The sequence below is a fragment of the Nocardia sp. NPDC055002 genome (genome assembly GCF_053608825.1).
This window is the reverse complement of sequence record NZ_JBSGWE010000008.1, coordinates 135,165-150,295: the sequence shown is the minus strand read 5'-3', so window position 1 is coordinate 150,295 and position 15,131 is coordinate 135,165. Positions and strand designations below refer to the sequence as shown.

The window sequence follows — 15,131 nt, the reverse complement described above, 5'->3', positions numbered from 1 at the left end:
TATCCGGCGCAGGGTGTGCGCGATCTCATCGCAGGCGCATTCTCTGCGCGGAAGCAAAAGGTACTCTTTACATCGCCAGTCGTGGTGTGATCGACAGGCATCGGAATCCAGAGGGGTCGAACCTATGAGCACGAATGCAGCCGGCGCCACGCGTGAGGCCGCGGCCAAGCGGGTCGTCGTCGCCGAGGATGAGGCCTTGATCCGGATGGACCTCGTCGAGATGCTCAAGGAAGAGGGCTACGACGTCGTCGGCGAAGCGGGCGACGGACAGCAGGCCGTGGAGCTCGCCGAGGAACTGCGCCCCGATCTGGTCATCATGGACGTGAAGATGCCGCGCCGTGACGGTATCGACGCTGCCGCCGAGATCGCGTCGAAACGTGTTGCGCCCGTGGTGATCCTGACCGCTTTCAGTCAGCGCGATCTGGTGGAGCGCGCGCGTGACGCGGGTGCGATGGCCTATCTCGTGAAGCCGTTCACCAAATCCGATCTGGTCCCCGCGATCGAACTGGCGGCCAGTCGTTTTCACGAAATCACGGCGCTGGAAACAGAAGTCGCGAATCTCTCGGACCGTTTGGAGACGCGCAAACTGGTCGAGCGGGCCAAGGGTGTGCTCATGCAGACCCAGGGGCTCTCGGAGCCGCAGGCGTTCAAATGGATTCAGCGCACCGCGATGGATCGCCGCACGACGATGAAGGCGGTCGCCGAAGTCGTGCTGGAGAACCTCACCCCGCAGTGACTCGGTTCGGCTCTTACTGCCGCGCGGGCCGAAAGCAGAAAATGTTTACGTAAGCGAAACAATAATGTGAACTATTGCTGGACAAGAGGCGTCCGACATGATGCGAATGTGATGCGGATCTAACAAAGCGGCGATATGTTCTCTGCGGGCTGAACGTGGTCGGCCCCCTCGGTGAACCCGGGGAGCACAGGACATAGAGGTGAGACGTGCTCAGTTCGACATGGCGCAGTCGGTCGACGCGGGGAGTTCTGGTAATCGGAGCTGCCGCGTCGTTGGTGTTGTCCGGATGCAGTGACAAGTCGTCAGATGGCGGCGGTGGCGGCAATACCGATCTCTCCATCCAGTCGGTCGTTCAGCTCGATACCGAGGGCAAGGCTGTCGCGACAACCGATGCCGGTGCGGCCGCGGACCCCGCAGGCGACGGCAAGGCCAAGTGCGCGCCCCTGACCCTCGGCATGGCGGGCCCGCTGACCGGCGGCAATGCCGCCCTCGGCATCAACATCATCATGGGCGTGAAGCTCGCGCTCGACAAGCACAACAAGGCCAATCCGGACTGTCAGGTCTCGGTGAAGCAGTTCGACACCGAGGGCAAGCCGCAGATCGCCAGCCAGGTGGTCCCGACGATCGTCGCCGACCCGAACATCGTGGCGCTGGTCGGCCCGACCTTCTCGGGCGAGACCAAGGCGACCGGCCAAATCCTCAGCGAGGCAGGCATGCCCACGTTGACGGCGTCGGCCACGAACCCCACGCTGACCCAGAACGGCTGGAAGACCTTCTTCCGTGGCCTGGGCAACGACAACTCGCAGGGCCCGGCGGTCGCGAACTACCTGACCGGCGACAAGGGCTTCAAGAAGATCTGCGTCGTGCAGGACAACACCGACTACGGTGCCGGTCTGGCACAGGCGTTCATCACCGCCGCGGGCCCCGCGGCCGACGCCTCCTGCGGGACCAGTGTCAAGGAAGGTGACAAGGACTTCTCGGCAGCGGTTTCCAAGCTGTCCGCCGCCAAGCCCGACGCCATCTTCTACGCCGGGTACTACGCGGAGGCGGCGCCGTTCGTGCAGCAGCTGCGTTCCGGCGGCGTGACCGCGGCCTTCGTCTCCGCCGACGGCAGTAACGATCCCGAGTTCGTCCGGCAGGCCGGTTCCTCGTCCAAGGACGCGCTGCTGTCGTGCCCGTGCAGCCCGGCGCCGGAGAAGTTCGCCGCCGATTACAAGGCGCTCAACGGTCAGGCGCCCGGCGTCTACTCCGTCGAGGGCTACGACCTGACCACGATCCTGCTCAAGGGGATCGATGCCGGTAAGGTCACCCGCGCCGAGCTGGTCGATTACGTCCGCAACTACGACGGCACCGGTGTCGCCCGCCAGTACAAGTGGGGCGAGACCGGCGAGCTGGCCAACATCCAGATCTGGATGTACCAGGTCAAGTAGTTCCGATGACGTGTGCAGCGGTGCGCGTGGCTGAGCAGCCACGCGCACCGCGCGCCTGACGCGAGAGTAATCATGACATCAGCGGCTTCGCTCGGTGTGACCCTGTTGGCCGAGGGGTCCATCGATTTCAACATTTCCGGGGTGATCGACCAGTTCTGGAAATTGACCGTGGACGGTCTCACCTACGGCTCGATCTACGCCCTGGTGGCGGTCGGCTACACGCTGGTCTACGGCGTGCTCCGACTGATCAACTTCGCTCACTCCGAGATCTTCATGCTCGGTATGTTCGGCACCTACGTGGGACTGGAACTGCTCGGCTTCGCGCCCAGCGGCAACGTGTATTCCCAGGGTGTCCTGCTGACAGTGCTGTACCTGGGTTTGGCGATGCTGTTCGGCATGCTCGTCTCGGGCATCGCGGCGGTGGGGCTCGAACGAGTCGCCTACCGGCCGCTGCGCAGGCGCGGCGCGAAACCGCTGGCGTTCCTGATCACCGCGATCGGTATGTCGTTCGTGATCCAGGAGTTCGTGCACTACATCCTGCCCAAGATCAAGCCGGGGCTCGGCGGCTCCAACGCCCAGACCGGTATCCGGCTCGTGGAGCCGAAGGTGCAGTTCAGCTTCCTCGGCGCGCAGGTCACCAATGTGGCGCTGGTGATCATCGCCGCGGCCGTCGTGCTCGCGATCACCACCGAAATCGTCATCAACAGAACCAAATTCGGCCGCGCCATCCGCGCGGTCGCCCAGGACCCCGACACCGCCACCCTGATGGGTGTCTCGCGTGAGCGGGTCATCGTGCTGACGTTCCTCATCGGCGGTTTGCTGGCAGGCGCGGCCGCGATGTTGTACACGCTCTACATTCCCACCGGCATCATCTTCTCCGGCGGTTTCATCCTCGGTATCAAGGCGTTCAGCGCCGCGGTGCTCGGTGGCATCGGCAACCTGCGCGGCGCGCTGCTCGGCGGGTTGATCCTCGGCATCGCCGAGCAGTACGGGCAGATCCTGTTCGGCACCGAATGGCGTGACGTGGTCGCGTTCGTGTTGCTGGTGACCGTGCTGATGTTCCGGCCGACCGGCATCCTCGGCGAGAGCCTGGGGAGGGCACGCGCATGACAGACCTGACAAAAACCCCGAAAGCACCTGTCGCGCAGCAGGATCGGCGTGGCATCGGCGACGCGATCCGGGTCTGGTGGGACGGGCTCTCGCGTCCGGCCCAGTGGGCCGTCGGCGTGCCGATCATCGCCTTGCTGGCGCTGATGCCGCTGTTCCCACCCCCACTGCTCGACACTCCGGGCGTGAGCTTCGGCGGTGTGATGGCGCAGTTCGCCATGTACGCGCTGATCGCCATCGGCCTGAACGTGGTGGTCGGCCAGGCCGGCCTGCTCGACCTGGGTTATGTCGGCTTCTATGCCGTCGGCGCCTACACGGTCGGCCTGCTGACCAGCCCGAACAGTCCGTGGAACCAAACCGACGGCGGCTGGCTGCAACCCGGCTGGGCGTGGGTGGCCTGCCTGCCGATCGCGATCGCGCTGACCGCGCTCGCGGGCCTGATCCTCGGCGCGCCGACCCTGCGGTTGCGCGGTGACTACCTCGCCATCGTGACGCTGGGCTTCGGTGAGATCGTCCGGCTGATGGCAGACAACCTGGGCGACCTGACCAACGGCAGCCTCGGGCTGTCCAAGATCGCCTACCCCGCGGTCGGCGAATCCGAGGCGCACCCCGGTGGGTTCTTCTCCCCGGGCAACCTCGGCGACACCAGCAGCTGGAATCCCTTCCAGCGGGCCAGCAACGGCACCTGGTGGTTCTGGCTCGGTATGGTCTTCGTGATCGTGGTGCTGCTGATCATCGGCAACCTCGAGCGCAGCCGGGTCGGGCGCTCCTGGGTCGCCATTCGCGAAGACGAGGACGCCGCCGAGATCATGGGCGTGCCGACCTTCAAGTTCAAGCTGTGGGCGTTCGTGATCGGCGCCTCGGTCGGCGGTCTGTCCGGCGCGATGTACGCCGGTCAGGTCACCTACGTCAACCCCAAACAGTTCGACATCATCTTGTCGATGTTGTTCCTGTGCGCGGTGGTGCTCGGTGGTTCGGGCAACAAGCTCGGCGTGATCGTCGGCGCGTTCCTCATCGCCTACCTGCCGATGCGGTTGCAGTCGGTGCAGCTGGTGTCCAGCGAGTCGACCGGTTATCTGTTGCTCGGCCTCGATGTCGCGCTGCTGATCGGGCTGTGGTTGCTGTGGCGGTGGAGGAAGGACGCGCTGGCCGCGTGGGTCCGGCGGACGGTGATCGGCGTGGCGATCGTCGCGGTGATCCTCGGCTTGCTGCTGTTGGGCAGTGTGTTGCTGTTCCGTCCGGGCGGCGCCCAGAACCTCGGTGACCTGAAGTACCTCTACTTCGGCATCGCGCTCGTGGTGATGATGATTCTGCGGCCACAGGGTCTGTTCCCGGTGCGGCAGAAACTGCTCGCCTACGGCAGACAGGTGTACCAGGCGGTCGTGCGCAAGCCGGCGGCCGAATCGATCGGAGCAGGGCAATGACGGGGCCGGGCGCGGGAGACGCGCTGTACGACAACGAAGACATGAAGGCCGGCTACCAGCCGCCGCCCGAGGTCGAGCCGACAGGCGAGGTCGACGTCACCGCGGTGCTGCCCGAGCTCGCCGATGCCGAGACCGTCGCCGAGGTGGTCGCGCCGCATCGCGACATCGAGACCGCGGTGGGCGAGCCCCTGCTGCGGACCGACGGTCTGACCGTGAAGTTCGGCGGTCTGACCGCGCTCGACGGGGTCAGTTTCGAGATCCGCCGCGGCGAGATCCTCGGCCTGATCGGCCCCAACGGCGCGGGCAAGACCACCTGCTTCAACGCGATCACCGGCGTCTACAAGCCCGCGTCGGGCAGCGTGCACTTCGACGGTCAGCCGCTGGCCAAGACCAAGCGCAACGAGATCACCCGGATGGGTATCGCGCGCACGTTCCAGAACGTGCGGCTGTTCGGCGAGATGACGGCGCTGGAGAACGTGGTCGTCGGCACCGACGCGCGCCACACCACCTCGGTGCCCGGCGCGGTGTTCCGCACGCCGAAGTTCAGGCGCGAGGAGCGTGATGCCATCGAACGCGGCATGGCGCTGCTCGAGTTCGTCGGCATCGCGCCGCGCGCGGTGGAGAAGGCCCGCAATCTGTCCTACGGCGATCAGCGCAGGCTCGAGATCGCGCGGGCGCTGGCCACCGAGCCCAAGCTGCTGTGTCTCGACGAGCCGGCCGCTGGTTTCAATCCCAGCGAGAAGTCGGCGCTGATGGACCTGATCCGCAAGATCCGCGACGACGGCTACACCGTGCTGCTCATCGAGCACGACATGCGCCTGGTGATGGGCGTGACCGACCGGATCGTGGTCCTGGAGTTCGGACGCAAGATCGCCGACGGCCTGCCCACCGAGGTGCGCGAGGACCCGGCGGTGATCGCGGCCTACCTCGGCGTGCCCGACGCGGACACGATCGAGGAAGTGCGCGAGGGATCGGTCGCCGCCGCGGAGGAGGGGGCGACCCCGACGCCGGGGACCGACGCCGTGGTGGTGCGACCGCGGGACGAGCCGAAGGCCGTGGTCCAGACCGAGACGCCGCTGCTCGAGGTCCAGGACATGGTCGTGAACTACGGCCGGATCGAAGCGCTGCACGGCATTTCGCTCTCGGTCGCCCAGGGTGAACTGGTGACTCTGCTCGGCGCCAACGGCGCCGGAAAGACCACCACCATGCGGGCGATGTCGGGCCTGCTGCCGCTCACCTCGGGCCGAATCCTGTTCCAGGGCAAAGACATCACCACCATGAAAGCCCACGATCGGGTGGTCGAGGGTCTCATCCAGGCGCCGGAGGGTCGCGGTGTCTTCCCGGGCATGACGGTCGCGGAGAACCTCGACATGGGTTGCTACGGCAGGCCTTTCGAGAAGAAGACCGAGTACCAGCAGACCCTGGACTGGGTCTTCGAGCTGTTCCCCCGCCTGGCCGAACGTCGCAAGCAGGTCGGCGGCACGATGTCGGGCGGTGAACAGCAGATGCTCGCCATCGGTCGCGCCCTCATGGCCCGGCCGAAGCTGCTGCTGCTCGACGAGCCCTCGATGGGTCTGGCCCCCATGGTGATCCAGCAGATCTTCCGGATCATCAGCGAGATCAACCGCCAGGGCACCACGGTGCTGCTCGTGGAACAGAACGCCCAGCAGGCTCTGACCCGCAGTGATCGCGCCTACATCCTCGAAACCGGCGAGGTCACCAAGTCGGGCCCGGGTAGTGCGTTGCTCACCGACCCGGCGGTGATGTCGGCCTACCTCGGCGTCGACTGATCCCATCTCGGCACAGCCCGGCCCCCTGGTGCGCTCACTTCGAGCGCACCAGGGGGCCGTTCCGCTTTTCGGGTGCGAGCCGCCACGGTTCCTGTCGGTGGGGGTGCCTAGACTCTGTCGGGTGAGTTCACCGACGACTGCGCAGGCATCGACTACGACCACTGCCCCCGACGAGCGGCCTACGCTGCTGCTGCTGGACGGGCATTCGATCGCCTATCGCGCGTTCTTCGCGCTACCGGCGGAGAACTTCAAGACCGTCACGGGTCAGACCACCAACGCGGTGTACGGATTCACCTCGATGCTGATCAATCTGCTGCGCGACGAGAAGCCCAGCCATGTGGCCGCGGCGTTCGACGTGTCGCGCAAGACGTTCCGCACCGAGGCGTACCCGGAGTACAAGGCCAATCGCAGCGCCACCCCCGACGAGTTCCGTGGGCAGGTCGAACTCACCAAGGACGTACTCGGCGCGATGGGCATCCCGGTGATGGCCATCGACGGCTACGAGGCCGACGATGTGATCGCCACCCTCACCACCCAGGCGATGGCACAGGGCTACCGCGTCCTCATCGTCACCGGCGACCGCGACGCGATCCAGCTGGTCAACGACGACGTCACCGTGCTCTACCCGAAGAAGGGCGTCTCGGATCTCACCCGCTTCACCCCGGCCGAGGTGGAGACCAAATACGGCCTCACGCCCGCGCAGTATCCCGACTACGCGGCTCTGCGCGGCGACCCGAGCGACAATCTGCCCGGCATTCCCGGCGTGGGGGAGAAGACCGCCGCCAAGTGGATCCGCGAATACGGCGACCTCGCCACCCTGGTCGACCGCGTCGATCAGGTGAAGGGCAAGGTCGGCGACTCCCTGCGGGCGAACCTGTCGAGTGTGGTGCTCAACCGCCAGCTCACCGAGATGGTGCGCGAGGTGCCGCTGCCCTACACCCCCGACCAGCTGATCAAGGCGCCGTGGGATCGCGACAAGATCCACCAGCTCTTCGACGACCTCGAGTTCCGGGTGCTGCGCGACCGGCTGTTCGACACCCTCGGTTCCCCCGAGCCGGAAGCCGAGTCGGGCTTCGAGATCAGCGGTGGTGCCCTCGATCAGGGCGCGGTCGCCGACTGGCTGGCCGAGCACGCGAAAGCCGGTGTGCGCCATGGCCTCTCGATCGTCGGGACCGGAACGCCGGTACACGGTGACGCGCGGGCCCTGGCGATCGCCGCCGCCGACGGTGAGGGCGGCTATATCGACCTGACCGTCCTCACCCCCGAAGACGAGACGGCGCTGGCCGCCTGGCTGGCCGATCCCGAGGTGCCCAAGGCGCTGCACGAGGCCAAGTCCGCCGGGCACGCACTGCGCGGGCGCGGCTTCACCCTGGGCGGTCTCGCCACCGACACCGCCCTGTCGGCCTACCTGGTCCGCCCCGGCCAGCGCAGCTTCAACCTCGACGATCTGTCGCTGCGCTACCTCAAGCGCGAACTGCGCGTCGAGACCGGCGACACGGGCCAGCTGTCCCTGCTCGACGACGAGGACACCCTCGCCGCCGATATCGCCCGCGAGGAGATGTTGCGTGCCCGCGCGGTCGCGGACCTGGCCGTCGCCCTGGATATCGAACTCGAAGCCATCGAATCGACCCCACTGCTCACGGAGATGGAGCTGCCGCTGCTCGGCGTGCTCGGTCAACTGGAGGAAGCGGGCATCGCGGTCGACGTCGCCCAGCTCGAGAACCTCCAGCAGCAGTTCGCCGACCGCGTCACCGAGGCCGCGAACTCCGCGTACGAGGTGATCGGCAAGCAGATCAACCTCGGCTCGCCCAAGCAGTTGCAGGTGGTGCTGTTCGACGAGCTCGACATGCCGAAGACCAAGCGCACCAAGACCGGCTACACCACCGACGCCGACGCGCTGGAATCGCTGTTCGAGAAGACCGGTCACGCGTTCCTGGAACACCTGCTGGCCCACCGCGACGCGACCCGGCTCAAGGTGACCGTCGACGGTCTGCTCAAGTCGGTCTCCGACGACGGCCGCGTGCACACCACGTTCAACCAGACCATCGCCGCCACCGGCCGCCTCTCCTCGACCGAGCCGAATCTGCAGAACATCCCGATCCGCACCGACACCGGCCGCCAGATCCGCGACACCTTCGTGGTCGGCCCCGGCTTCGCCGAACTCATGACCGCCGACTACAGCCAGATCGAGATGCGCATCATGGCGCACCTGTCCGGGGACGAGGGCCTGATCGAGGCCTTCAATTCCGGTGAGGACCTGCACACCTTCGTCGCGTCGAAGGCCTTCGACATCCCGATCGCCGAGGTGAGCTCCGAGCTGCGCCGCCGGATCAAGGCCATGTCCTACGGTCTCGCCTACGGTCTGAGTTCCTACGGCTTGAGCGCCCAGCTCAAGATCAGTACCACCGAGGCCAAAGAACAGATGGACGTGTACTTCGACCGTTTCGGCGGCATCCGCGACTACCTGTCCGATGTCGTCGACCAGGCCCGCAAGGTCGGCTACACCCAAACCCTGTTCGGCCGCAGGCGTTATCTGCCCGACCTGGATTCCAGTAACCGTCAGCGCCGTGAATCCGCCGAGCGGATGGCACTGAACGCGCCGATCCAGGGCACCGCCGCCGACATCATCAAGGTCGCGATGATCAACGTGCAGAACGCGATCCGCGACGCGGGCCTGCGCTCGCGGATGCTGCTGCAGATCCACGACGAACTGGTCTTCGAGGTCGCCGACGGCGAACGTGAGGCCCTCGAAGCCCTCGCGCGCGAACAGATGTCGGCCGCGATCGACCTCTCGGTCCCGCTCACCGTCTCCGTCGGCACCGGCCGGAGCTGGGATTCGGCCGCGCACTGAGCTGGTCCGCACAGCACGAGGGGCGCCTACCCGGCGGGGTAGGCGCCCCTCGTGGCGTAGCGGGAACGCGAGTTACGCGTTGACCGTCACAGCGTCATCGGCGATCGAGTAGCTGATCGAGCCGTTCTCGAAGTGGCTGATCTTGCCGCCTTCGATGTCCTGCTCGTCGGAGGTCGGGTAGCCGAACCGGCCGCCCGCGCCGCCTTCGGCTTCCCATGCCTGACGGATGGCGCCGTACACGGTCTTGGCCCCGGTCGGGAGCTTGAAGTAGATGACGCCGCCGGTGAATTCCTGGAACTTGCCACCGTTGGGGGCGTCCTGCTCTGCCGAGGTCGGCTCACCCAGCGGGCTGGACGCGCCACCGGCTTCGTTGTAGTGATCGCCGATAGCCCCAGTGACTTCGAATGCCATGTCGAACAATTCCTTTCACGCAGTAACAATTGGCCTAGCGGCCGCGACGCTACCGTGCGATCGGCCGTTCTCGGCGGCGACTCGCGGGAGATTCACAATCTGGTCACATTTTATTAGCCAGCGATTCGCTCATGGTCGATGACCGAAACCGGCGCGGCATCGGCTAGCGGCGGTGTGCCCTGCTTTCTCACCGCGATCACGGCGGTGTCAGTGAAAACGCTGGACGATAGCTTCGGCGATCGTGCCGGGCTCGTGTTCGGGGATGAAGTGCCTGGCGTCGGGCAGTTCGAGGACCCGGTGGTCGGTGAACGTGTCGCGCATCCGTGGCAGGAACGAGGCGGGGCGGAACGCCATGTCCTTCATGCCCCAGACCAGCAGCGTCGGTGTGGCGCCGAGTCGAGCGGGCACATCGGTGGACAGCTGCTCGAGGAAGGGACGAGCGGCCAGGATCTGCCCGGGCATGGCGGCGATTCCGCGTCTGGCTTCGGGGGAGGGCTGCACCTCGCGGTAGTGATCGGCCTCGGCCTCGCTGATCGTGTTCCGGAGCTCGCCGAGCAGGAAACGCTCCACGAGAAGGTTGTCGCGCAGGATCCGCCGCTGCATCGGCGAGCTGCTCATGGCCCGGCTGAACACTTTCTGCGGCCAGGTGTCCGTCGGCCACAACAGGGTGTTGCCGAGCACGAGTCCGCGCACCCGATCGGCTCGATCGGCCCCGACCGCGGCGCCGATCGGCCCGCCCCAGTCCTGGCCCATGATCACGAACCCGTCGAGCCCGAGATGGTCGACGAGCTCGCCGACCACCGCGGCGTGCTCGGCGATCGTGTAGCCGTATCCCGGGGGCCGTTCGGACAGTCCGAAGCCCAGGTAGTCGACTGCCAGGCACCGGAACCGGTCGCCGAGCTCGCCGATGATCTTGCGGTAGAGAAAACTCCAGGTGGGGCTGCCGTGGCAGAACAGGATGGGGATCCCGGAGCCCTCGTCGATGTAGTGCACCCGGCCCGCCGACGATTCGAACCAGCGGGATTCGAAGGGGTACAGCGCCTTGTCCGGCGTGAAATCGATCAGCATCGCATCCATCCTGTCCTCCGGCGTCGAACCGACCCTACGGCCGAAAACCGCAGCGATTCAAAGCCTTCGGTGGATCTGCGATGAGGTGGTGGTCACCGAGACGTCGGCCACCGGGTCGGCGTCCGTGGCAGTCGGCAACCGTCGCGTCACCGAGGGGGAGCCTGCTTGCAACTCGATGTGAACACTGTCGCGGTGGGATCCGGCTCGCGACGACCACCTGTGGCAGCATCGGCCCTATGACCGAGCCCGTCATCGCGACCCCGCTGCCCGACTGCCCCGATATCGAGCAGGCCTTCGCGATGTCGTGGCCGGTGCGACTCGGCGATACCGATGGGGACGACCGGCTGCGGCTCGACGCGGTGGCGCGCTACCTGCAGGACATCGGGTTCGATCATCTCGACGCGGTGGAAGACGGCGACACCCATCAGGCGTGGATCGTGCGGCGCACGGTGATCGACGTGTACGAGCCGATCATGTTCGGCGACCGCGTCCAGCTACGTCGCTGGGCCGACGCGCTCTCGAATCGATGGTGCGACATGCGCATTCGGTTGCGCGGGGAGAAGGGTGGGCACATCGAGGCCGCGGCGTTCCTGATCCACATCGACCCCGTCGCCGGCCGTCCCGCGCGGATGAGCGACGCGTTCATGGCGCCGATGCTGGCCAGCACCACCGAACATCGCTTGCGCTGGAAAGCCGCGCTCGCCGAACTCGACGTCGCGGAGGTGGAGGAGGTGCCGTTCCCGCTGCGCGTCACCGACGTCGACCGGCTCGGCCATGTCAACAACGCGGTGTACTGGGAGGCCATGGAGGAAGCGCTCGCCGCGCACCCGGACCGTCACCGGTTGCCGTACCGGGCGATCGTCGAACACGTCGGCCCGGTGATGATGGGCGACAAAGTGGTGTTGCGGACGAGTTCGCAACCCGACCGCCTGCGCGTCCAGGTCGACGTCGACGGTTCGGCCCGCGCCCTCGCTTCGGTGGAACCCCTGACCGGCGGTTCCTCGCGGCACTGAACGGATTCAGCGCTCGCGGGCGACGAGCCGCGCCGACCCGCCCGCCAGATCCACCTGATCCCGCGGCGGGGCGCCCTCCGACGGATCTTCCCGGTGCATCAGCGTGCTCTGCCGCTGTTCGAACTCGTGGTGCTTGGAGCCCTGGAACATCGCGGTGAGATGTTCGAAACCGGTCGCCGAGGCGACGGTGCCGCCACGCTTGCGCGTCCACGGGAGGAAACGTGTCCCGGTGACCCGGTTGATCGCCACCTCGACGAACGCCAACAGGATCAGCAGACACGCGAGCCCGGGGATCGTCATCGCCAGCCCCATGCCCGATACGGTACCCATCGCCGTCGCCGGGGTCGATGTTACCGATCCTGAGCTGCGGTGATGGTACTCACGGGTAGACACTCCGGGCAGTGAACCAGGTTGCGGTTTCGCGACGATCGCCCTATTCTCGACTGCGTGCCGAATCCCGCCCGCTGTGCCGCGCTGCTAGTCGCTGACCGCGACCTCGCGGTCGCTGCTGCGCAGACCGCGCAGGAAGCCTCACGGCGAATTCTTCTCGTAGTAACCCGCCGTAGCGGGGTCTGATTCGGACCAGCCCCTACGCTGCGGGCTGCTTTTCATCGTTCTGCTGGTCCCACCTGCCAACGAAGACATCTTCGGGAAGACCTCACCTGCAATGACGCTGACACTGGACCATGCCCTGTTCGCCGCTGCCCCCAAGGGCCTGCGCGCCGAGCTCACCGACCTCGACCCCGCCGCCTTCCTCGACCGGTACACCCGCGCCGACGGATCCATCGCCTTGCGCGAATGGTCTTGTTCCGGAACGGATTTCACCGCCACCCTGGAATTCGCCGACCACCTGCGCACCGTCATCGCCACCGGCAGCCCCGTTGCCGCGATGACCTCCGCGCTCTACGACGAGGGCTACCCCCTCGAGATCCTGCACTTCCATCAGCGCCCGACCGCCGACGGCACCGCCACTTTCATGCAGTGCGAGTTCAACGGCAGGCGCGGCTGGGCGGTGGCCACCGCCGCCGACAGCGCGGAATCGACCGTGCGCGCCATGATCGCCGGCGTCAACCTGCTCGCGGGCTGACGCCACCCGGACACGCACAAGGGCCCGTTCACTCGAAAGGTGAACGGGCCCTTCGTGTTCTCGGCGCCGGGCTATTCGGCGGGCGAGGATTCCTGCTGCTCGGCGATCTGCTTGCGCACCTCGTCCATGTCCAGATCCTTGATCTGGGTCACCAGGTCCTCGAGCGCGGCGGGCGGCAGCGCGCCCGGCTGTGCGAAGACGAGTACGCCCTCGCGGAAGGCCATGATGGTCGGGATCGACTGGATGTTGGCGGCCGCGGCGAGTCCCTGCTCGGCCTCGGTGTCGACCTTGCCGTAGACGACGTCGGTGTGCTTTTCCGACGAGGTCTCGTAGGTCGGCGCGAAACTGCGGCACGGACCGCACCAGGAAGCCCAGAAATCGACGAGGACCACGTCGTTTCCGGTGATGACTTCGTCGAAGTTCTGCTGGGTCAGCGTCTGGGTGGCCATGACGTCCTCTCCTTGTCGGTGTCCTCGGCTGTAACGCCGCGGCGTCCCACTATCTTCCCCCGATCACGATTCGCTCCTGCCGCGCCTCCCCGTCCCAGCGGCGAATCCCCACGATGAGCGACCGGAAATCGGTGTCGGCCGCGACCGTCCGCACCGCGTCGCCGAGCCGTTCGGGGGGCACTCGCCGCGCCAGGGTCACGTGCGGTGTCCACGCGCCGGGAGCCATGGTCGCCGGTACGCCGGGGCAGGGTGAGACCACCTCGCTGACCCGGCGATGCAGGGCGAGCAGGTCCGCGGTGACGACGACCGCCCTGACCAGGATCGGTCGGCGCGCCCCGAAGACGAGCAACCGCCCAAACGGATCGGCAGCGGCTCGAACGCGAGCCGCTCGAGCGCGTGGTCGATGCGCGGCCAGATCTCGCGCGCCACCGCGACGGTGAGGTGCGGCCGTGCGGTCCCGGGGTGGCGGTTGCCCAGGCCTGCTTCGGCAAGAACCGCCCATTGCCTGCGGATCTCCGCCTCGCCGCCCTCGTCGAGGAGCAACTCCACCGACTGCACCATGATCTGCAGAAACTAGTCGCTGCGGCGTGTCCGCACCGCCCACTCGCTCGATCCGGTCCGGACACGCGCGAGGATGGGGGAGTGAACGGTGTGAAGGCGAACCTGCGACTCGGTGTGATCGACGGCGACGGTATCGGCCCCGAGGTGGTGGCCGCGACCCGGGCGGTCGTCGACGAAGCGATCGGCGCGGCCGGGCTCGCCCCGGTGGAGTGGGTGCCGCTGGTGATCGGGCACGATGCGATCGCCGCCTTCGGCAACCCGCTGCCGGAGCAGACGCTGACCGCCCTCGAGGATTTCGACGCCTGGATCCTCGGCCCGCACGACAATGCCTCCTACCCGTCGGACATGCGCGTGGCGCCGGGCGGCGTCATCCGCAAACGGCTCGGGCTCTACGCGAACATCCGCCCTGCCGCCGCCTTCGCCGGCGTGCGCGCGATGGCGCCCGACATCGATCTGGTGATCGTCCGGGAGAACAGCGAGGGCTTCTACGCCGACCGCAATATGTTCGCCGGGTCGGGGGAGTTCCGTCCCACCGAGGACGTGGCGATGGCGGTCGCGGTGATCACCCGCCAGGCGTGCGAGCGGATCGCGCATCAGGCGCTGCGGCTCGCGCAGGGCAGGCGCAAGCGGGTCACCGTGGTGCACAAGGCCAATGTGCTGCCGATGACGACCGGCCTGTTCCGTGACGTCTGTTACGCAGTGGCCGAGCAGTATCCGGACGTGACGGTCGACGACGAACACGTCGACGCGATGGCGGCGCACCTGGTGCGCTCACCCGCCGAGTACGACGTGATCGTCACCGAGAACCTGTTCGGCGACATCCTCTCGGACCTGGCCGGTGAGCTCAGCGGTTCCCTCGGCATGGCCGCCTCGCTCAACTGCTCCGACACGCGCGCGATGGCACAGGCCGTGCACGGCGCGGCGCCCGGTCTGGCCGGGCACAATCGGGCCAATCCTGCCGCGCTGCAATTGTCGGCGGCAATGCTGTTGCGCTGGTTGGCAGTTCGTGACGACAATAGTTCGCTCCATGATGCCGCCGACCGTATTACCCGCGCGGTGGCGGCGACGCTGGCGGCCGGAATCGCGACCGCGGATCTCGGCGGTCTGGCTTCCACCAGCGAATTCACCGAGCAGGTACGGGCCCGCGTGCACCGGAGGTGAAGGGACCCCTTTCACATTGGCTGATTAATCTTCGGTTACTGTC

General features: G+C 66.9%; 14 protein-coding genes and 1 pseudogene. 10 read left to right on the top strand and 5 right to left on the bottom strand.

Going from position 1 to position 15,131, the window contains the following annotated elements; all coding sequences use genetic code 11:
- Nucleotides 1–124: 124 nt before the first annotated feature.
- The 7 genes and pseudogenes from ACWF99_RS28305 to polA all read left to right on the top strand — a co-directional run bounded on the left by ACWF99_RS28305 (nt 125) and on the right by polA (nt 9,338).
- Nucleotides 125–736: an ANTAR domain-containing response regulator gene (locus ACWF99_RS28305; protein ID WP_056824610.1), complete on the top strand. Its 612-nt coding sequence runs from the start codon at nt 125–127 to the stop codon at nt 734–736.
- Nucleotides 737–1,008: 272 nt separating this feature from the next.
- Nucleotides 1,009–2,166, top strand: coding sequence for a branched-chain amino acid ABC transporter substrate-binding protein (locus tag ACWF99_RS28300; RefSeq protein WP_452537848.1), 1,158 nt, complete (start codon nt 1,009–1,011; stop codon nt 2,164–2,166).
- Between the two features lie 72 nt (nt 2,167–2,238).
- Nucleotides 2,239–3,276 (top strand): branched-chain amino acid ABC transporter permease, encoded by a 1,038-nt coding sequence (locus tag ACWF99_RS28295; RefSeq protein ID WP_378637155.1) that lies wholly within the window; start codon nt 2,239–2,241, stop codon nt 3,274–3,276.
- Entirely contained in the window at nt 3,273–4,697 is a 1,425-nt protein-coding gene (locus ACWF99_RS28290) for a branched-chain amino acid ABC transporter permease (protein WP_452537846.1), read from the top strand. The genes ACWF99_RS28295 and ACWF99_RS28290 overlap by 4 nt, the downstream gene beginning before the upstream one ends.
- A gap of 41 nt (nt 4,698–4,738) precedes the next feature.
- Nucleotides 4,739–5,644 (top strand): annotated as a pseudogene (locus tag ACWF99_RS28285) (ABC transporter ATP-binding protein); the annotation flags it as partial.
- A gap of 147 nt (nt 5,645–5,791) precedes the next feature.
- Complete coding sequence (locus ACWF99_RS28280) at nt 5,792–6,487, top strand: ABC transporter ATP-binding protein (protein ID WP_378637358.1); 696 nt, start codon at nt 5,792–5,794, stop codon at nt 6,485–6,487.
- Between the two features lie 121 nt (nt 6,488–6,608).
- Complete coding sequence (gene polA / locus ACWF99_RS28275; protein WP_452537844.1) at nt 6,609–9,338, top strand: DNA polymerase I; 2,730 nt, start codon at nt 6,609–6,611, stop codon at nt 9,336–9,338.
- Between the two features lie 72 nt (nt 9,339–9,410).
- On the opposite strand, the gene ACWF99_RS28270 is transcribed toward polA, so the two are convergent.
- Complete coding sequence (locus ACWF99_RS28270) at nt 9,411–9,749, bottom strand: LGFP repeat-containing protein (RefSeq protein ID WP_101463459.1); 339 nt, start codon at nt 9,747–9,749, stop codon at nt 9,411–9,413.
- Nucleotides 9,750–9,956: 207 nt separating this feature from the next.
- Nucleotides 9,957–10,817: a haloalkane dehalogenase gene (locus ACWF99_RS28265; protein ID WP_452537843.1), complete on the bottom strand. Its 861-nt coding sequence runs from the start codon at nt 10,815–10,817 to the stop codon at nt 9,957–9,959.
- Nucleotides 10,818–11,053: 236 nt separating this feature from the next.
- On the opposite strand from ACWF99_RS28265, the gene ACWF99_RS28260 reads away from it, so the two are divergent.
- Nucleotides 11,054–11,830, top strand: a complete 777-nt coding sequence (locus ACWF99_RS28260; RefSeq protein WP_452537841.1) for an acyl-[acyl-carrier-protein] thioesterase — start codon at nt 11,054–11,056, stop codon at nt 11,828–11,830.
- A gap of 6 nt (nt 11,831–11,836) precedes the next feature.
- Here ACWF99_RS28260 and ACWF99_RS28255 read toward each other — a convergent pair whose 3' ends face one another.
- Nucleotides 11,837–12,160 (bottom strand): DUF6191 domain-containing protein, encoded by a 324-nt coding sequence (locus ACWF99_RS28255; RefSeq protein ID WP_452537840.1) that lies wholly within the window; start codon nt 12,158–12,160, stop codon nt 11,837–11,839.
- A gap of 337 nt (nt 12,161–12,497) precedes the next feature.
- Here ACWF99_RS28255 and ACWF99_RS28250 point away from each other — a divergent pair, with 337 nt between their 5' ends.
- A complete protein-coding gene (locus ACWF99_RS28250) occupies nt 12,498–12,917 on the top strand; it encodes a 2-keto-3-deoxygluconate kinase (RefSeq protein WP_378661134.1) in 420 nt (139 codons plus the stop codon).
- A gap of 71 nt (nt 12,918–12,988) precedes the next feature.
- Here the strand turns inward: ACWF99_RS28250 and trxA are convergent, their stop codons facing one another.
- Together trxA and ACWF99_RS28240 are read right to left on the bottom strand one after the other, a co-directional pair.
- Nucleotides 12,989–13,366, bottom strand: a complete 378-nt coding sequence (gene trxA, locus ACWF99_RS28245) for a thioredoxin (RefSeq protein ID WP_056824580.1) — start codon at nt 13,364–13,366, stop codon at nt 12,989–12,991.
- 49 nt (nt 13,367–13,415) lie between these two features.
- A complete protein-coding gene (locus ACWF99_RS28240; RefSeq protein WP_452537838.1) occupies nt 13,416–13,715 on the bottom strand; it encodes a 2'-5' RNA ligase family protein in 300 nt (99 codons plus the stop codon).
- Nucleotides 13,716–14,008: 293 nt separating this feature from the next.
- On the opposite strand from ACWF99_RS28240, the gene ACWF99_RS28235 reads away from it, so the two are divergent.
- Nucleotides 14,009–15,088: an isocitrate/isopropylmalate dehydrogenase family protein gene (locus ACWF99_RS28235; RefSeq protein WP_452537836.1), complete on the top strand. Its 1,080-nt coding sequence runs from the start codon at nt 14,009–14,011 to the stop codon at nt 15,086–15,088.
- Nucleotides 15,089–15,131 lie beyond the last annotated feature (43 nt).